Source organism: Streptomyces sp. Da 82-17, from assembly GCF_046098215.1.
Taxonomy (GTDB): Bacteria; Actinomycetota; Actinomycetes; order Streptomycetales; family Streptomycetaceae; genus Streptomyces.
In genome coordinates, this window is the sequence record NZ_JBJURH010000013.1 from 200,228 (window position 1) to 218,256 (window position 18,029).

At 72.7% G+C, this 18,029-nt stretch carries 16 protein-coding genes; 3 read left to right on the plus strand and 13 right to left on the minus strand.

Going from position 1 to position 18,029, the window contains the following annotated elements; genetic code table 11:
• Positions 1–114 precede the first annotated feature (114 nt).
• The 7 genes from ACIDOF_RS22865 to ACIDOF_RS22895 all read right to left on the minus strand — a co-directional run bounded on the left by ACIDOF_RS22865 (position 115) and on the right by ACIDOF_RS22895 (position 6,426).
• Entirely contained in the window at positions 115–504 is a 390-nt protein-coding gene (locus ACIDOF_RS22865) for a hypothetical protein (RefSeq protein ID WP_409007882.1), read from the minus strand.
• A 331-nt stretch (positions 505–835) separates the two neighbouring features.
• Positions 836–1,276, minus strand: coding sequence for a VOC family protein (locus ACIDOF_RS22870; RefSeq protein WP_409007883.1), 441 nt, complete (start codon positions 1,274–1,276; stop codon positions 836–838).
• A gap of 46 nt (positions 1,277–1,322) precedes the next feature.
• Positions 1,323–1,970: a Type-2Aa cytolytic delta-endotoxin gene (locus tag ACIDOF_RS22875; protein ID WP_409007884.1), complete on the minus strand. Its 648-nt coding sequence runs from the start codon at positions 1,968–1,970 to the stop codon at positions 1,323–1,325.
• Positions 1,971–2,134: 164 nt separating this feature from the next.
• On the minus strand, positions 2,135–3,589 hold the full coding sequence (locus ACIDOF_RS22880; protein ID WP_409007885.1) for a sialate:H+ symport family MFS transporter: 1,455 nt from the start codon (positions 3,587–3,589) through the stop codon (positions 2,135–2,137).
• Between the two features lie 54 nt (positions 3,590–3,643).
• Positions 3,644–4,333, minus strand: coding sequence for an N-acetylmannosamine-6-phosphate 2-epimerase (locus ACIDOF_RS22885; RefSeq protein ID WP_409007886.1), 690 nt, complete (start codon positions 4,331–4,333; stop codon positions 3,644–3,646).
• Between the two features lie 141 nt (positions 4,334–4,474).
• Positions 4,475–5,458, minus strand: coding sequence for an ROK family protein (locus tag ACIDOF_RS22890; protein WP_409007887.1), 984 nt, complete (start codon positions 5,456–5,458; stop codon positions 4,475–4,477).
• The gene (locus ACIDOF_RS22895; protein WP_409007888.1) at positions 5,455–6,426 is read right to left on the minus strand and encodes a dihydrodipicolinate synthase family protein; all 972 of its coding nucleotides are present in this window, start codon (positions 6,424–6,426) and stop codon (positions 5,455–5,457) included. The genes ACIDOF_RS22890 and ACIDOF_RS22895 overlap by 4 nt, the downstream gene beginning before the upstream one ends.
• 123 nt (positions 6,427–6,549) lie before the next feature.
• Here ACIDOF_RS22895 and ACIDOF_RS22900 point away from each other — a divergent pair, with 123 nt between their 5' ends.
• Positions 6,550–7,236, plus strand: coding sequence for a FadR/GntR family transcriptional regulator (locus ACIDOF_RS22900; RefSeq protein WP_409007889.1), 687 nt, complete (start codon positions 6,550–6,552; stop codon positions 7,234–7,236).
• A gap of 179 nt (positions 7,237–7,415) precedes the next feature.
• The gene (locus ACIDOF_RS22905; RefSeq protein WP_409007891.1) at positions 7,416–9,266 is read left to right on the plus strand and encodes an alpha-L-fucosidase; all 1,851 of its coding nucleotides are present in this window, start codon (positions 7,416–7,418) and stop codon (positions 9,264–9,266) included.
• Positions 9,267–9,327: 61 nt separating this feature from the next.
• On the opposite strand, the gene ACIDOF_RS22910 is transcribed toward ACIDOF_RS22905, so the two are convergent.
• The 6 genes from ACIDOF_RS22910 to ACIDOF_RS22935 all read right to left on the minus strand — a co-directional run bounded on the left by ACIDOF_RS22910 (position 9,328) and on the right by ACIDOF_RS22935 (position 16,590).
• The gene (locus tag ACIDOF_RS22910) at positions 9,328–10,785 is read right to left on the minus strand and encodes an alpha-amylase (protein WP_409007892.1); all 1,458 of its coding nucleotides are present in this window, start codon (positions 10,783–10,785) and stop codon (positions 9,328–9,330) included.
• A 501-nt stretch (positions 10,786–11,286) separates the two neighbouring features.
• Positions 11,287–12,495, minus strand: coding sequence for a DUF6545 domain-containing protein (locus ACIDOF_RS22915; RefSeq protein ID WP_409007893.1), 1,209 nt, complete (start codon positions 12,493–12,495; stop codon positions 11,287–11,289).
• On the minus strand, positions 12,488–13,018 hold the full coding sequence (locus ACIDOF_RS22920; protein ID WP_409007894.1) for a hypothetical protein: 531 nt from the start codon (positions 13,016–13,018) through the stop codon (positions 12,488–12,490). Before ACIDOF_RS22920 ends, ACIDOF_RS22915 begins: the two co-directional genes overlap by 8 nt.
• A 356-nt stretch (positions 13,019–13,374) precedes the next feature.
• Entirely contained in the window at positions 13,375–14,736 is a 1,362-nt protein-coding gene (locus tag ACIDOF_RS22925; RefSeq protein ID WP_409007896.1) for an acyl-CoA dehydrogenase family protein, read from the minus strand.
• 229 nt (positions 14,737–14,965) lie between these two features.
• Positions 14,966–15,976 carry a sulfite exporter TauE/SafE family protein gene (locus ACIDOF_RS22930; protein ID WP_409007897.1) on the minus strand — a complete coding sequence of 337 codons (1,011 nt, stop codon included), beginning with the start codon at positions 15,974–15,976 and terminating at the stop codon, positions 14,966–14,968.
• A 155-nt stretch (positions 15,977–16,131) separates the two neighbouring features.
• The gene (locus ACIDOF_RS22935) at positions 16,132–16,590 is read right to left on the minus strand and encodes an RrF2 family transcriptional regulator (protein WP_409007898.1); all 459 of its coding nucleotides are present in this window, start codon (positions 16,588–16,590) and stop codon (positions 16,132–16,134) included.
• Positions 16,591–17,000: 410 nt separating this feature from the next.
• Here ACIDOF_RS22935 and ACIDOF_RS22940 point away from each other — a divergent pair, with 410 nt between their 5' ends.
• Positions 17,001–17,513 (plus strand): winged helix-turn-helix domain-containing protein, encoded by a 513-nt coding sequence (locus ACIDOF_RS22940; protein WP_409007899.1) that lies wholly within the window; start codon positions 17,001–17,003, stop codon positions 17,511–17,513.
• The last annotated feature ends 516 nt before the right edge of the window (positions 17,514–18,029 follow it).

The following is an 18,029-nucleotide window of genomic DNA, read 5'->3' on the forward strand; positions in this document are numbered from 1 at the left end:
CCGGGCCGGGCCGGGGCTGGGCTGGGCGCGCCCTTGCACGGTGGCGAGTACCCGGGACGTGGTGACGATCACCGTCGCAGAGGATGTCGTGGCCTAGGACGCGGGACGCAGGCGTCAGGTGCGGGTCGGGCGGCTGCTTCTGCGGCTGAGTCGGTAGACGGCGTACGTGATGCCCAGGATGACGTCCACCGCGACCCAGATCGCGACGATCAGCCCCACGCCGATGGCCGTGCCGAGGTTCTCGGCCTCGTTGCAGGTGGTCGAGTCGAGGGTGCCGCAGTCCTCGGGTGTGCCTCCTGCGGACGCGGCGCCGGTGATCACCCACACGAGGAAGAGCAGTTGGATCGCCAGGAACACCCAGAGGAAGACCCGGCGGCGTCTGCGGGGTTTCTCCGCGGAACCCTCGGGCCCGGAATCCCGCTGGGGCCGAGGGTGCTGTGGGACCTGAGGCCTTTGAGAGCGCGGGTCCCAGCCGGGCTGCTGGGAGGGCGGGTCGGTCGACATGGCGGACCTCCTCTGAGAGCGAGGTCGAGTTGTAGATGCCCTGTCAACACTACGCTCCGTGCAGCCCGGCGGCCTGATGGTCCGAGGCCTGGCGCCTCGCCGGACCGCCGAGCTGTCGGCCGGCGGCGTGATGGCCTGATGGCCTGACAGATCGGCAGCCCGACGGCCTGACAGCCGGATGGACCGACGGGCCCGACAACCCGTCGCCTCGGGCCCGTCGGCGGGCCACCTCGGACGGACGCCGTGGCCCCAGCCCGGCGGGGCGGGGCACGCTGGGCCCGCCCCGAGCGCGTCGGCGGGCCGGCCCGGTCCCCCCGGGCCAGAGTGCGGATCAGGTCTCCGGCAAGGACAAGTCCGGGATCGTCAGGGACCCGTCCGCGGACAGCGGGAAGCCCGGGTTGTGGGCGATTTCCCAGGGGTGGTTGTCGGGGTCCAGGAAGACGCCGGTGTAGAAGCCGAGTTCGGAGTGGGTCGCCGGCTTCGTGATGCGGGCGCCGGCGTCCCGGGCCGCGGCCATCAGCTCGTCCACCTCCGCCGCGGAGCGGACGTTGTGGGCGAGCGTGATGCCGCCGAAGCCCGGTTCGCCCGTGTCGTCCACCCCGCAGTCCGCGGCCAGCTTCCCGCGGCTCCACAGGACGAGCCCCTGCCCGCCGGCCTGGAAGAACACCGTCTCCTGGACCTCCTGGCCGCGCCAGCCGAGGGCCTCGTAGAAGGCGCGGGAGCGGGCCAGGTCGCGGACGCCGAGTGTGATCAGACTGATGCGCTGTTCCATCCGGCCACCGTAGCCCCGCAGTTGGCACCCCGCAGGGGATCCGGCCTCAGGCCGCCGGCATGCGGACGCACACCGCGTCGAGCCCCAGCGTGTACGGAGCCGGGTCCGTGACGGCCAGGCCGAGGAGCCGGTCCCGGTCGAGCCCCACCGTCACGTGCACGCAGAACGCCACCACGTACAGGAACCCCTCGGTCGCCTCGTCCTGGAGGGCGAACAGCAGGTGGTAGTCGTACCGCGTGCCCTCGTCCGACGTGTGCAGGACCAGGTGCGGGGCGTCGAGCTGGTCGGCGAGGCCGACGAACGCGCCCGTGAGGGTCTCCTCCACGCGGTCCCAGAACTCCTCGTCGCCCAGCGGCAGCGACAGCGCCTGGCGTACCGCCTGCTTGAGGGTGAGGACCATGACGTGCGTCGGGGCGTGCTCCTGCAGCGCGAAGCCGGGGATGATCCGGACGATCGACGCCCCCGGCAGGTCCCTCGCCGCCGACTGCACCGGGCCGAACCGGAACCCCGACGGGGCGGCGACGGCTTCGGCCAGCGCTTCCTGCAGCCGGGCCTCGGCCGCCGCGGCCTGCTCGGCGTACTCGGGGCCGACCGCGATCAGGGGCTTGAAGGCCGCGCTCACGGGTTTGAACGCAGTGCTCACCGCTGGGTTCGTCATGGGCTCCGTCGTCGGGTTCGTCGTCGTGTCCGTCATCGCCTGCTCCCCTTGCCACCGGCCCTGGTCCGCCCGGGGCCCTCGTGCCGCGCCCGATCAACTAGCGGGCGACAGTATGCCTTTGGCGGTGTGGTGTGCCGCACACCGTCTCGCGGGCCGGACGCCGGGCGAGCCCGCGCCTACCGCTCCGGAACGCCGGGCGCCTACCGTTCCGGAACGCCCCGCGGCGCCGCCGACGCGGACTCCGCCAGGTGGTCCGGCACGCTGTCCGGGTCCGTCAGCCGGCCGAGCCGTCCCGGCACGTCGAGGCCGACGAGGACGACGACCAGCACGGTCCCCGCGAACGTGAGCACCGCGAGCGCCCTCCCCAGGTCCATGCCCGACGCGAGCTGTGCCCCGAGCACCGGCGCGACGGCTCCGCCCAACGCCCCCACGTTGTACGTGAACCCGAGCGCGGCACCCCGTACTTCCGTGGGGAAGTGGCCGCCGATGTAGCGGGGCAGCAGGCCCGAGATGCCGAAGCTGAACGCCTGCAGCACGAACAGCAGCGCGCCCAGGAGCAGCAGGTCGTCCTCGACCGCGAACACGGGGAACACGAACGCCAACGACGCGAGCAGTGTGCACGCGTACGCCTTCTTCGTGCCGATCCAGTCGCCGACGAAGCCCGCGAGCCAGCAGCCCGCCATCGTGCCGAAGCCCGCGAAGTACAGGACGTCCGTGACCTGGTCCGGGCTGTAGCCGAGCTCGGTCTTCAGATAGGTGGGCAGCAGCGACTGGATGGGCCAGGTGTAGAGGAACGCGAAGAACACGGTGACGATCATCGCCAGGTACAGCGGCCAGCCGCGCCGCCCGCCCAACTGCACGGCGAACGCGGCCAGACAGAGCCCCGCGAGCACCGAGAGCAGCGGCACCAGACCCGCGCCGAGCGGTGTGAACACGGCGAACAGGGAGACCGTCGCGGCCACCGCGAGCGCCGTGTTGACCGTCGCCCGGGTCCGGTCGGCGAACAGCGGGCGGAACGGGTTCGGTCTGGCCGCCCGCTCCCCGACGGCCTCGGTCCACTCGGCGGCCTCCGGAAGCGCCCGCCGCATCCACAGCGCCATGACGATCGGGACGAGCCCCACGTAGAACATCCAGCGCCAACCCAGCGTCGGCACCACCCAGTTGTAGACCTGCGCGGCGAGCACCGAGCCGAGGGAGAAGCCCGAGATCAGGAAGCCGCTGGCCCGGTTGCGGACGCGGGCCGGCCAGCTCTCCATGACGTACGTGGCGCTCGCGCTGTACTCGCCGGCCATGCCCATGCCGATCGCGAGCCGCGCGACGAACAGGCTGGTGTAGTCCCAGGCGAAGCCGCAGGCGAACGTGCCGACCGAGAACAGCACGATGCTCAGCACCATCGACAGCTTGCGGCCGTACCGGTCGCCGATCGCCCCGAGCACCGCGCCGCCGAGCCAGCGCGTGATGAACGCACCGGACACGAGGCTCGCCGCCTCGACGGTGCTCAGGCCGAACTCGTCGCTGATCTCGGTCAGGACGAGGGAGATGAGGACGAAGTCGAAACCGTCGAGGACATAGCCGATCCAGGCGGCGCCGAACGACTTCCACTGCGTATGGCCGACTTCGCGGTACCAGGGGAGCGGGCGGGGCGGTGCGGACACGGACACAGGGGCTCCAGGGGGATCGTCGTACGGGTCGAGGGTGCCGGTGGCTGTTCAGGCGGGCCGGGGCGCGTTGGCGACGGCCGTCGCGAAGCGGCGGGTGAGGGCGGTGGGCGCGGTGATGGCGGTGCCGACGACCACGCTGTGCGCCCCGCGGGCGAGCGCCTCGGCGGCCTGCCTGGGCGTGTGCAGCCGCCCTTCCGCGACCACCGGCACGGGCAGGGCCGCCGCGAGCGAGGACACCAGGTCGAGGTCGGGCCCGTCCTGGCGCGGCGAGCCCGGCGCGTACCCGGACAGGGTGGTGGACACCAGGTCGGCGCCCTGCGCGGCGGCCGCGACACCCTCGGCGTGGGTGGCCACGTCGGCCATGACCAGGGCGCCGGCCGCGTGCACGGCGGCGACGAGTTCGGCGAACGTCGAGCCGTCGGGGCGTGGGCGGCCGGTCGCGTCGGCGGCCACCACGTCGGCGCCCGCCTCGGCGACGGCGAGGGCGTGCCGGACGGTGGGCGTGATGCGGACGCCGGTGTCGCCGTCCTTCCACAGGCCGACGAGCGGCAGGTCCACCTCGGCCCGGATCGCGGCTACGGCCTCCGGCTCGTCGGCCCGTATCCCGCCCGCCCCGCCCAACTCCGCGCAGCGGGCGAGGAGTACGAGGGCGTCGACGGTCCGCATCGGATCGCCGGGCGGCGCCTGGCAGGAGACGATCAGCCGCCCGGCCAGGGAGGCGAGGAGAGGCTCGGGCATGCGGGGGTACGGCGGGGGCGTCGTCAAGGTCGCTCCGGTGGGCTGAGGGGGCGTCAAGTGGGGCTGTGAGGAAGGAAGGCAGGCGGGACTGAGGGAAAGTCAGGTGAGGTGGAAGGGGAGTCAGGCGGGGCGGAAGGGCGCTCAGGCGGGGTGGTGCATCGGTGCCGTGGCCGTCAGGAGGGCCGCTCCTCGTACCGCCGCGTCGGCGCCGAAGCGCGGGGGATGCGGGCGCAACTCCCCGATCGGGGTGAGGAGTTCGGCGGTGAACGCCTCCGTCAGCGGGGCGAACCAGCGGTGGCCGAGGCCGGTCACGCCGCCGCCGACGACGACCCGGTCGGGGCCGAGCGCGTTCGCCAGGCCGCCGAGCATCCGGCCCGCCGCGCGTGCGCCGACCGTGATGGCCTGCGCGGCGGCCGCGTCGCCCTGCTCGGCGCGCCGCGCGACCGTCTGAAGCCGCCCGGCGGACCGGCCGGAGAGCCGCTCGTACAGGGCCGTGATGCCGGGCCCCGCCGCGACCGCCTCCAGGTGGCCGACCGCGCCGCAGGTGCACGGCAGACCGTCCGCCTCCGGGCTCGGCAGATGCCCGAGGTGCCCGGCGACACCGCGCCCGCCGTGTGCCATCCGACCGTCGACGGCGACCGCGCCGCCGATTCCGGTTCCGACCGCGAGATAGAGCAGCGAGGAACCGTCGGGCAGCGCGGCGAGTTCCGGACCGGCCGTCGCCCGTACGTCGTTGTCGCAGGCCACCGGTGTGCCGAGGCGGGCGGCGAGGGCCGGGGCGAGCGGTGTGCCGGGCCAGCCGCGGATCGTGTCGGTGGCTCCGGTGACGGTTCCGGAAACCGGGTCGATCACCCCGGCGGCGGCCACGCCCACCGCTCGCGGCTCCGCGCCGGACGCAGCCTCGGACGCCACCTCCGTCGCCGCCGCGGCCAGCGCGTCCAGGACCGCTTCGGCGCCGTCGGCGGCCGGGGTCGGCCGGGTGCGGCGGGTCAGGACGGTCCCGTCGGCGGCGACGAGCGCGGCGGCGATCTTCGTACCGCCGAGGTCGAGACCGACGACGGGCTCGGTGGCCGAGCGGGACGGCAGCGTGCGTATCGCAGAGGGGAGTCGACTCGCGTCTCTCATCGCGTCGGCACGAGTCCGGCGGCGCGCAGACGCTCCGCGACCTCCGCCACCGCCGCCTCGCCGAGCGGGATCTGCGGGCGGGCGGTGGCGGGGCAGTCGACGAGGCCGAGCAGCCACAGCGCCGCCTTGAACGAGCCGAGCGCGGACGAGCTGCGGCCCATCTCCGACTCGGGCCCGCAGTCGACCATCCCGAACAGCTCGACGAGCCGCTCCTGCTCCTTCGCGGCGAGCCCGAAGTCACCGGCGCGGGCGGCCTCGTAGAGGCGTACGTACCCGGCCGGGTCGACGTTGCCGAGGCCCGGCACCACGCCGTCGCAGCCCGCCAACAGGGCGGAATCCACGGTGAGTTCGGACCCGGTGAGCACCGCGAAGTGCGGGGCGGGCCCGGTCGCGCGGCCCTCGCGGCCGCCGAGCGCGACGAGCAGCCGGCGCAGCGAGCCCTCGTCGCCGCTGCTGTCCTTCAGCCCGGCGAGCGTGCCGTCCGCCGCGAGTTCGCGCACGAGTCCCGGCGTGAGCTTGCTGTGCACGGCGACCGGGATGTCGTACGCGAACAACGGCAGGTCGACCGCCGTACGCAGGTCCCGGAAGTGGGCGGCGATCTCCTTCGGGTGGGTGCGGGTGTAGAACGGGGCCGTGGCCACGAGCGCGTCCGCCCCCAACTCGGCTGCGGTGCGGGCGTGTTGGGCGACGCGGGCGGTGGTCGTGTCGATGACGCCCGCGAGCACGGGAACCCGTCCGGCCGCCGCCTCGACCACGGCGCCGAGGGCCGCGGCCCGCTGAGCATCCGTCAGGTAGGCGACCTCGCCGGTCGATCCGAGCGCGAACAGGCCGTGCACGCCGGACCCGACGAGATGCTCGACGAGCCGGGCCAACGCATCGGTGTCGACCTCCCCCTGAGGAGTGAGCGGGGTGCAGACGGGCGGCACGACACCCCGGAGCGGGGCGGCGAGAGGCGAGACAGGGGACATGGCGGTGACTCCCGGAACGGCTCGAGACGACGGGACATGGGACGTAGGATGTCCCATGTCATGGTCACCATAGACCTGCCCGTCCATGGCAGGTCAAGAGGCGGAAGGCGCGGGCGGGAAGTCATGGCGCGAGGCAATCTCAGCGAGACGGCGCAGGCACGGATCAGGCAGCTCATCCTCGACCGGAGGCTCGGCCCCGGCGATCCGCTGCCCACGGAGGCCGAGTTGTGCGAGCTGCTCGACATGAGCCGCAACTCGGTGCGGGAGGCGCTCAAGGCGCTGCAGGCCGTGCGGGTCGTCGAGATCCGGCACGGCTTCGGCACGTACGTCGGCTCGCTCTCCCTCGACCCGCTCGTCGACGGGATCGCCTTCCGCGCGGCGGTGCGGCACCGGCAGGGCGAGCCCAGCCTGTACGAACTCATGGAGCTGCGCGAGGCGTTGGAGTCCGGCGTGATCGCCACGGTCGCCGCGACGGTCCCGGCGGGCGACCTGGAGATACTGGACGGGCTCGTACGGAAGATGGAACAGGAGGCGGAGCGCGGCGCCGTGGACGTGGCGACCGACCGGGCCTTCCACCTCGCGCTCTACCGCTCGCTCGGCAACCACCTGCTGAGCGAGGTGCTCGACGCGTTCTGGGCCGCGATGCGGCAGGTGCGGGACGACCTGGAGGACGACCACCCGGACCCGCACCGCACCTGCGCCCAGCACGCCGAGATCGTCGCCGCGCTGCGGGCGGGCGACGGGCCGCGCGCGGCGGAGGCGATGCGGCACCACTTCGACGGGATCAGGAAGCGGCTGCCGACGGTGTGAGGTCGCGCCGGAGGGGGCGGTGGGCTGGGCAGACATCGGAGCGCTAGGACTGAAGTCCGCCAACTCCTCGCTCTCCATGGCTGGTTGACCCCGTTGACGTCCGATGTATTCGTCTCTACGGTCCCCAGCGATCGGACGACTTCACCCCGGAGCACACCGTCGAACACGGGAGCCGCCCCATGCGCACACCCCGCAGTCGCACCAGGCGAAGAGTCACCGCACTGACCCTGCTCCTCACCGCCGCGCTCGGCGCCTCGGCGCTGCCCGCGGCCGGTGCCGCACCGGCCGAGGCGCGGGCCTCGGCCCCGTCGGCGTCCGGGCCAGGCACGGACCACGCTGTCGACGACCCGTTCACCGCCGGGCGCACCAGCTGGTTCCGGCAGGACCGCTTCGGCATGTTCATCCACTTCGGCGCCTACTCCCACCTGGAGGGCGAGTACACCCGGCCCGACGGCACGGTCTGCCGCAACGCCGAGTGGATCCAGCGGGAGTGCCGCATCCCGAAGGACGCGTACGAGAAACAGGCCGCGACCTTCGATCCGGCGGAGTTCGACGCGAAGGCCGTGGTGGGTGCGGCGAAGGACGCGGGGATGAAGTACATCGTCATCACGTCCAAGCACCACGACGGGTACGCGATGTGGCCGACGAAGGTCAACTCCTGGAATCTGCGCGACCATTCGGCCTTCGACAAGCGCCGCGACATCCTCGCCGAACTGAAGGAGGAAGCCGACGACGCGGGCATCAAGCTCGGCTTCTACTACTCGATCTGGGACTGGCACGACCCGGACTTCCCCGACCCGGCCACCTTCCCGCAGTACGAGAAGCGGATGTACGCCCAGCTCAAGGAGCTGGTCGACGCCTACGACCCGGCGCTGCTCTGGTTCGACGGGGAGTGGGACACCGAGAACCCGCACAACCCGTGGACCGCGCGCGACGGCGAGCGCCTGGAGTCGTATCTGCGCGGCCTCGACCCCGAGCTCATCGTGAACAACCGCGTCGGCAAACGGCGGGTCGTCGACGGCGACTACGGCACGCCCGAGCAGGAGATCCCCGACCGGCCGGTGGACGGCCAGCTCTGGGAGTCCTGTATGACCCTCAATGACCACTGGGGGTACGCCCGTCACGACCAGAACTGGAAGTCGACCACCACCCTCGTCCGCAACCTCCTCGCCACCACCTCCCGCAGCGGCAACTACCTCCTGAACGTCGGCCCGGACGCCCGCGGCCGCATCCCGGAGCCGTCCCTGAACCGCCTTGCCGAGATGGGGAGTTGGTTGCGCGCGGACGGTCAGGGCGAGTCGGTGTACGGGGCGCGGTTCGCCGGTCTCGTCGAGAAGCCCGCCTGGGGAACGGTGAGCCGCAAGGGCGACAAGCTGTACGCGGCGGTCACCGACTGGCCCGCGCCGGGCGGCGCGCTTGAGCTGACGGCGCGTACGGACTTCGAGGTGAAGGCGGCGCGGGTGCTCGGCTCGGAGCAGAAGGTCGACGTGACGAAGACCGCCGACGGGTACGCGCTCAGACCGACCGGGGCGGCGACCAACCCCACGGCGACCGTCGTCGAACTCACCGTGGACCCCGGGCCCACGGCGCCCGAGGGCAGCGGCAAGGGGCTCAGGCAGGAGCTCTTCGACAACGCGGAGCTCGCCGGTGAGCCGAAGGTCACGAGGGTGGACGCGACCGTCAACCACGCCTGGAAATACGCTGGTTCACCGCATCCGGACATCGCGACGGACGACTTCGGTGTCCGCTGGACCGGCACCCTCGAACCCCGCCGCACCGAGACGTACACCCTCAGCACCGTCTCCGACGACCGCGCCCGGGTGTGGATCGACGGGGAGCTGGTCGTCGACGCCTGGGACCCGCACGGGCCGCGCGTCGACAAGGGACAGGTGGAACTGAAGGGGGGCACCCGGCACAAGGTCAGGATCGACTACGCGGAGCAGAGCGGCGAGGCCCATATGAAGCTGCTCTGGTCGAGCCCGGGGACGGAGCAACAGATCGTGCCCCGGGCGCAGTTGTACGAGCGGTGAGATCCGCGGCCGCCGCACCGGTGCGGGTGCGGCGGCCGCAGTCTCGTGTGGGTACGGGCCGTCAGTCGGTGCCGGCGTGGAACGCCACCGCCGACTTCGCCGGCAGTTCGAGCTTCGCCTTGCCGCCCGAGACCGTCACCTCACGGGCCGCGTCGCCGCTCAGCACGTCGCGGTACGTGCCGTCCGGCAGCTGGGTCGTGAACTCGGCCGTGACCCCGCCGCCCGTGTTGTTCACGGCGACGAAGCCCTTGTCCGCGCGGCCGAAGCCGATCACGTTGGCCTGCGGGGACTGGAAGTCGCTGACGTCGGCGTCGCCGACCGCCGCACGCCAGCCGACCATGCCGGTGATCCGCGGGTCCCGCTCCAGGCAGTACCAGGCGCCGTTGCCGCAGTCCGTGTCGGTGACGAACCCGTCCCCGTCCGCGGGCGGCGACGCGTCCTTGTTCTCGTACGTGAAGCCCGCGTACACCGTCGGGTCGGCGTGCTTCCAGCCCAGCTGGAAGACGTTGGCGAGCACCGCCGTGTCGCCGTCCTTGTAGGAGAGGTGGCGGCCCTCGCGCTCGGTGTCGTGGTTGGTGACGAACGACACCGACTTGTCGGCGGGCAGCTGGCCGCTGCCGAAGTCCTTCAGGGACGCGATGTCGCCCTGGAAGGCGGACTTCAGCCGGTCGGCCGCCGAGAAGTCGAGGACCTTCCCGCTGCCGTAGTACTCGTCGGGCCCGGGCGTCGGACCGGGGAACACCTCGTGGAACACGTACGGGCTCGAACCGTCCCCGGTCTTGTCGAGCTTGCCGACGATCGCCTCCAGGTCGGCGGCCGGAATGTGCTTCGACGCGTCGATGCGGAAGCCCGAGACGCCAAGGGCTATCTGCGAGTTGAGGTACCCGGCGATCTTCGAGCGGACCGCGTCACTGCCCGTCTTCAGGTCCGGCAGGCCCAGCAGCTCGCAGTTCTGCACCTCCCACTTGTCGCTCCAGTTGCTGATGGTGCGGTTGCAGGCGTCGACGTTGTAGTCGCCGCGCTGGTACATCGCGGGCCGGTACTTGTCGGAGACCTGCGTGCCGCCGTAGCCGGTGCCGGTGAGCGCGGCGGTGTGGTTGACCACGGCGTCCGTGTACACCTTCACCCCGGCGTCGTTGCACGCCTTCGTCATCGCGGCGAACGCGGCCTTGTCGCCGAAACGGCTGTTCAGCTCGTAGTTCACCGGCTGGTAGATGTCCCACCAGTTGCCGTCCGGGTGGGCGATGGACTCGTGCGGCGGCGCGACCCACACGGCCGCGTACCCGGAGGGGCCGAGGACGTCGGCGCACTCGGCGCCCACCGACTTCCAGTTCCACGACCACAGGTTGGCGATCACGTCCTTGCCCGCGGCGGCCTTCGGCGCCTTCGGCTTGCCCTTGGCCTTCGCCTCGGCGGCCGGCGCGGGGCTGGCGTTCGCGGGCTGCAGCACGGCGGCGCCGAGCAGCGCCGCCGAGCCCGCCGCGGCCGCGGCGACCAGGGACCTGCTGAGCTTGCTCATGGAGATCCTTCTCTTGTGTGGGGGAGGTCTGTTCGTACGGAAGGGGCAACTGCTCGGCGGATCACGCGGATTGCGCGTACGCCGGGCCGTCGAGGACGGTGGGGGGACCCGGCGTACGCGCGGTCGTGGTGGCCGGCGTCCGGGACGGCCCGGGTGCCGGGCGCCGACGTGCGGACGCGGCGGAGCGGGCCGGTTCCCGGATCCGGGCAGGCCTGCGGAACGCTGATCGTGCGGGATGAGCCATGCAACCCTCCTCAGCGGGAGGGCCGACGCGCCACGGCCCCATCGTGTGCGGGTGACCACCCGGCTGCAAGGTTTTGCAACCGGATGCACTGTGCGGCGCCGAAGTTAGTCCCGGCCCGGAGGGAAGGTCAACCCTTCGCGCAGGATGCGGCGTTGGTATGGGGACATGTCGGATGAAGGGGGTGCTGCGCGGCGTGCAAGCTTGCGTAAACTTTTGCGGAAGCCGGAGGGGGGGTCACAGTGGACGCCGGGGTGGACTCAGCTCGCCGACGCGTCCTGTGGGCTGACCGGCCGCATTCGGGCGGCGAATTCCGATACGTGCCGGGAACTCAGAAATCGGTGGAGGCGCACGAGATAGGTGATCTCGCGCGGCATCGTGGACTCCGAACCGCGCACTTCGGGAAGCAGCCCGATCCGCACCTCTTCGTGGCGGCGCGGCACTCCGGCGAGCGCCTCGCGGCGGGCCGCCTCGATCCAGCACGCGGTCGCCAACAGCCGTTCTCGTTCGCGCAGTTCGCTCTCCTGCGTATGGCCGGTCGCCGCCCGGAGGAGTTCCTCGGACGCCCAGCCGTCGCGCAGGAAGATGATGCTGTCGCGAATGTCGATGACCCGCTGGTGCAGCAACTCCCAGGAATTGCGGAACGTCAGCAGATCCGACAGCCGCGATTGCGGTGTGACGACGAGGAGTTCCGGAGTGGCCTGCCGCAGCAGCCGCCACAGCCGGAACAGCCGCTGCCGCCGGTACCAGAACAGCGACGCCTTCCGCAGCGGGTCGATCGCCGCGAGCGAGCAGCCCAGCGCGACGAGCACGAACCGCGCGAACGAGCACCAGAACCCCGCGAGCGCCAGCGCCGGCGACGCCTCCGGGTCGAACCAGCGGACGCCCCGGATCACCAGATACGGCACCTCGGCGCTGGTGCCGAGCGCGAGCAGCAGCATGCTGGCGCGCAGCGCGGGGCTCAGCATGCGCAGCCCGTACCGCCAGAACACCGCGGCCGCGCCGACCGCCGTGACCAGGCCGTACCCGACCCAGACCAGCGCGTACGCCACCCACCAGCCCTGCGCCTGCTCGCCGTACCGGTGCCGCTCGTCGGCGAGGGCGAAGAACGCGAAGGCCGCGGCGGCCGTGACGAGCGCGCAGCCGAGGGGCGCGCGGCGCAGCCAGGCGGGCGTGGGCCGGTCCACGGCGCGCAGCGTCAGGGCGAACCACCACACCACGGCGAAGTCGGTGAGCGCGATCAGCGTCACCGCCAGCTCACCGGCCTTCGGCACGCCCGTCACCTCGTCGACCCACGCGCCGACCTGCGCCTGGATGAGGAGCGAACCGGCGGCGAGCACCAACAGCACGGCCCAGACCGGCCGTTGACCGGCGCGCCGCAGCGCCGGGACGCGGAGGATCAGCACCGTCCACACGACGGCGAGGACCACGCCCCGCATCGTCTCCACCCACGCGGGCACGTCATGCACGGTCGTCCACCCCCAGCAACTGCGCCGCGCGCCGCTCGACCGGGCTGAGCTCGCGCGGACGCAGCCGCCCGGCCCGCTTCAGGGCGAGCGACGCGAACATCTCGGCGAGCTCCTCCTCGGCGGGGCTGTGCGCGAGGAGCGGTTCGGGCGTGTCGTCGGCCGTTGGCCGTACGGCGGTCCGGGCCGCGGGCGTGTCGTCGGTGGCGGCGCGCAGGGCCATGGCCGTACGGGCTCCTTCGGTGCGGGGGTCGGAGTCGGCGCGAGGGCCGGTGCCGGGTTCGGGGGATTCGGTGCGGGGGAGGGCGCGTCGTACCGCGGGGTGCTGCCGTTCGCGGGCGACGAGGAGATGGCAGATCTCGTGCAGCACGATGTGGTCCCGGTGATATCCGGCGGCGGACGAGCGATACAGGATGCGGTCGCCGCGCCCGTCGTCGATCCACATGCCGAAGGGGAATTCGGGAAGGTCGACGGCATGCAGGGTCAGCGGACGGCCGTTGGCCCGCGCGAGTTCCGCGCAGAGCACGTCGACATTCCATGGCCGTGGAAACTCGGGCAGGCACGCGAGAAGGGCCTTCGCGGCGAGCCGCATATGCCGGTGAGTTATGGCCCCAGAACCTTCCCTGAGCGAACGGACGCCGGCAGCTCATGGCGCTGGCGAGTTCTCCGCGCAGGGCGACGGAATACGCGATCCGGCGGGCCCCATGTAACCGGCTCGACGAAGCCCGAACCAGCAGAAAATGAGACACGTGTCCCACGGGAAGTGGCAGAAGAACGCTCAGCGGGGGCGGGTGAGCGGTCGCGCTGGCGAGCAGGCGGGCGGGCAGGCGGGCGGGCCCGGCTCGGGCGGCGCTGGGCGCTGGGGGCTGCGTCCCGGTGGGCTCAGGCGCGGAGGGTGAGGGGCGGCGGGGTGCCGTTGAGGTAGTGGTCGCCGATGGCGCGCAGCCGGTGACCGGGGGAGTCGAGCGCGGTCAGCACCCGCGCGTTGCGCCAGAACCGGTCCAGGCCGTCGGTGTGCCCGGTCGTGCCGGCGGCGGCGGTGAGTTCCAGGATGCGCGCGGTGATCCGCAGCGTCGCCTGCGCGGTGACGGCTTCGGCGGCCGCGACCAGGACGGCGATCTCTGCCCGCTCGTCGATCCCGAGCGCGGTCCCGGCGGCGAGCCCGCGCGCGAGCCCCTCCGAGGCCCGCTCGACGACGGCCGCGGCGGTGTGCGCGGAGGTCGCCAACTCCCCGTAGGACAAGAGGAGATACGGGACCTCCGGTACGGGATCCGGGTACGCGGAGTGGCTGGTGTGGGCGGCGTGGTCCGCGAGGGCCGGGTGGGCCGCGTGGTCCGGCGCGCCGGGCTCGGGGAGGCCGGAGGCGGTGGGGAAAGGGGTCTCGCCGCCGATGCGCACCGGTACCGGTGCGGCCGAACCGCCGTGCGGCCAGGCGCGGTTGACGTCGCGGGCCTCGGCGAGCGCGCCCTCGGCGTTGCCCAGGCCGACGTGCGCGAGCATCAGCCGCAGGGCGAGCGGCGCGAGCGCGGTGAACGGCGAGATGGCGTGCTCGTCGCGCGGCACCGCCCCGAGCACGTGCTCCGCGGTCACCGGCACGTGCTCGAAGGCCACCGCGCCTGCCCCGGTGAGCCGCTGGCCGAGGCGGTCGTCGCGGGTGAGCGGGGTGACGCCCGCGTGCGCCGGGTCGACCACGGCGACGAGGGTCTCGCCCGTGTCGGCGTGCGGCGCGGTCAGCACGTACCGGTCGGCGACCGCGCTCGCCGACGCCAACTCCCGCCGCCCGTCCAGGAGATGACCGGCGCGCGTCGGCGTCAGGGTGAGGCGCCCGGCGGCCGGCCAGGGCTCGGCGGCCTCGGTGGCGCCGCCCCACAGCCACTGCTCGGCGACGGCGCGCTCCTCCAGGCGGGCGGCGACCCGGGGCCCGGTGAAGAGTCGCGGCGACCAGGCCAACACGTAGTGCCTGCCGAGGAGTTCGCCGACGGAGCTGTCGGCGGCGGAGATCTGTCGTACGACGGAACACGCCGTCGGCCAGTCCGCGCCGCGCCCGCCCGGGCCCGGCGGCGTGAGGAAGGCGAGCAGGCCGCTCTCGCGCAGCCGCGCCACCTCGTCGAACGGCGGCTTCCCGGCCCGGTCCCGGGCGGCCGCGTCCACCGCGAGATCGTCGGCGACCTCGGCCGCGACCCGCAGCCAGGACTCCAGTGACTGGGGCTGCGGGGAAACGCTGACGCCGGACGCTTCGGACACGGTGGGCCTCCGTGGTGCTGGTGGGGGGTGGGATGCGGCTTGACGGGCGGTCGTACAGGGGCGAGGCAGGGCTTCTCGCGGGGCCACGGCGGGTGGTCGGTGGCGAGGCGGGCCCCGAACCCCCTTCGGTCGGAGGGGAGTTCGGGGCCTGCGGGTGGCGCGGTGGGCGCCGTCGCGGGCGGCCGGGTCAGGCCGAGCCGCTGCTTCCGGTGCGGGCTGTTCGGCCGGGTCAGGCCGAGCCGCCGCTTCCCGTGCGGGCGGGGACTTCGGCCTTCGCGCCGTCGAGGTCGGACGTGTCGGCCTTCGCGGTGTCCGGCTCGTCGCCCTCCGGGGTGCCGGTCTCCTGCGTGCCGGTGCTGGCCTCGGGGGCGATCCGGGTCTGCTTGCGGTGCTCGCGGAAGGAGTGCGCGACGGCGGCGGCCCACAGGACGTAGATGAGCGCGTACACCGTCCACTGCGTGGCGTCGGAGGCGTTCAGCCAGTCGCTCCTGAGCAGCGTACGGACGTTGGTGAGCACGATGATGCCACCGACCGCGGAGCCGAGGAGCCGCGGCGGCACGTGCCGGACCAGCCAGGCGGCGATCGGCGCGGCGATCAGGCCGCCGACGAGCAGCGCGGCGGCCCAGGCCAGGTCGACGCCCTCCGAGCCGAGCCCGAAGAGGAAGCCGAGGCTCGCGGCGATCGCGACGAGGAACTCGCTGGTGTCGACCGAGCCGATCACCTTGCGCGGCTCGAGGCGCCCGCTGGCGAGGATCGCCGGAGTGCCGACGGGCCCCCAGCCGCCGCCTCCGGTGGCGTCGAGGAAGCCGGCGACGAGACCGAGCGGCGACAGGAACCGCTTGCGCAGCGGCTTGTTGAGGTTGCCGGTCGGCAGGCCGAGGAACGTGAACCGGGTCAGCACGTACGCGCCGAGGCCGAGCAGGATCAGCGCCATCGCGGGCTCGGCGAGCTCCGTCGACAGGTTCGACAGGACCGTGGCGCCCGCGAACGCGCCGACCGCGCCGGGCAGACCGATCTTGGCGACGACACGCCAGTCGACGTTGCCGAAGCGCCAGTGCGCCACGCCCGAGGCGAGCGTCGTGCCGATCTCCGCGAGGTGCACGGTCGCGGACGCGGCCGCGGGGTTCGTGCCGAAGGCGAGGAGCAGGGTGGTGGACGTGACGCCATAGGCCATGCCGAGGCTGCCGTCCACGAGTTGGGCGCCGAGCCCGGCGAGGGCCAAGAGGATGAGCGTTCTCACGACGGCACGTACCTTCCCTAGTTTTCCCACTGGATTGATAGGGATAGTGGCCGTGAACTGCCGTACGGGCAAGCGGGAGTTCAGTAAATGGACGCTTCCGTCTTGCTATCCGGGAAGCCGCAGGTCAGCGCCGCGTGCGGAGGGCGCCTCGCGTGTCAGGGGTTGGTCCAGGCTGCCGGGTTCTCCGCCAACTTCTTGACCGTGGACGGCAGTCCGGCGCACGCCACGTCCTCCAGCGAGGTGCCGTCCAGGATCTCCCGTACGTTGGCGCGCAGGGCGATCCAGAGGGGGAGCAGGGACTCGGCCGGTCCTGAGTACGAGAGCTCGGGCGGGCGCACGCCGCGGACCGAGACGAGCGGGCCGTCGACCGTGCGGATCACGTCCGCGATGCTGATCTCGGCGGCCGGGCGGGCCAGTCGGTAGCCGCCGTTGCCGCCGCGCTGGCTGGTGACGAGCCCGCCGCGGCGCATGTCGTTGAGGATGCCTTCGAGGAATTTGTGCGGAATGTCCTGCGACGTGGAGATCGCCTCGGCCTTCACGGGGCCGCTGTCCGTGCAGGCCGCGAGCTGCAGGGCCGCCCGTACCGCGTAGTCCGCTCTGGCTGAGATGCGCATGCCCGCATTATCGCCCACTGGCGGAGCCGCGCCGTTTCCTACTATTCTACTAGGGAACTCGGGTCGGGTTTGCGGCCCTCCCGGTACTTCGAGCTTCGAGCTCCGACCTTCGAACCTCGACTTCGACACTTCGAACCTCGAACTTCGACACTTCGACGCGGGTCCGTGAGGACGCGTAGTGGGGACGCCATGTCACGCAAGCAGCAGCCGCTCGTTCGCCGCCGGCACGTCGACTTCCGTCGCGTGGCCAGCGCGGTGTGCGCGTCCTGCTGTTGCGGCTGCTGACGGGCGGGCCGGACGCCTTGCGGCGTTCCGCCCGGCGCGGCGCTCTTCCGTACGGCCGGACCGCCTCGGCGGCGGTCGGCCCCGCTTGTTCGGCCCCACGACTGGACCCAGCGAATCGAGAAGCCATGACTGTGACCACGCCCGCAACCGTCCCCCTGCCCGCACCCGTCTCCGGGTCGGCGCGGCACCTCCGGCTCGTACGGGAGGACGCGGAGGACGCACGTGAGTTCGTCGGATACCTGGTGTTGCTGCCCGCCGGCGCCGACCCGACGGAACTGTTCGCACGCAACGGGATCCGGCCGGAGGCGCGGGTGCTCGCGCCGGCGGAAGGAGAGGAGGACGGTGCGCCCGACCCGCTGCGGATCGACCCGGAGCGGCGGGTCGCCGAGCTCGACGGGCGTGAACTCGACCTCACCTACCTGGAGTTCGAGCTCCTCGCCCAACTCGTCGGCAATCCGCACCGGGTGTACTCGCGCGAGTACCTCGTCGCCCACGTCTGGGGCTACGGACACATCGGCGACGGCCGCACGGTCGACGTCCACATCGCCCGCCTCCGACGGAAGTTCGGCGCCAGACATCGGGGGAGGATCGTGACGGTGCGGAGGGTGGGGTACAAGTACGTGCCGGGGGTGGATTGAGAGGGAGAGGAGCGGGGGGCTGGTCCACCTCGCTTCTCCCCACCCCGCCCCTTCCCGAAAGTCCTCAGCGGACAGCTCCCGGGCTCCCGCCCCGGCCCCCCCGCACGGGCACCTGCTCTCGGCGGCCCGCCGGGTGTGCCTTTCGATCGCCGCCTGCCCAGCGCCCTGCCTGGGATCGCCACCCCTGAACCTGCTTCGGGGTGCGCCCCACTGGGGCAGGTCGGCGCTCGGACGACCGGCTGAGACTGCATTCCCTCACCGGGCGGATTCGAGGGGCCGCCCCTGGGCCCGATCTCGGTGCCGGGCTTGGGGGTGGCATGGCTCGCGCTGCGTCCGTGCCCGGGGCGGGCGCAGTCGGCCTTTCAGGCCCAATCGGCTGTCGTGCTTCCCCACCAGTGCCAGCCCGCGAAAACTCGGCGGAGGCTCCGGGAATGTCGGCCCCGGGACTCCGCCAGGGCACATACCTCCTGCCCTGCGCCCTCCCTGGGGTTGCTGCCCCCGGGGGTCCGCTTCGGG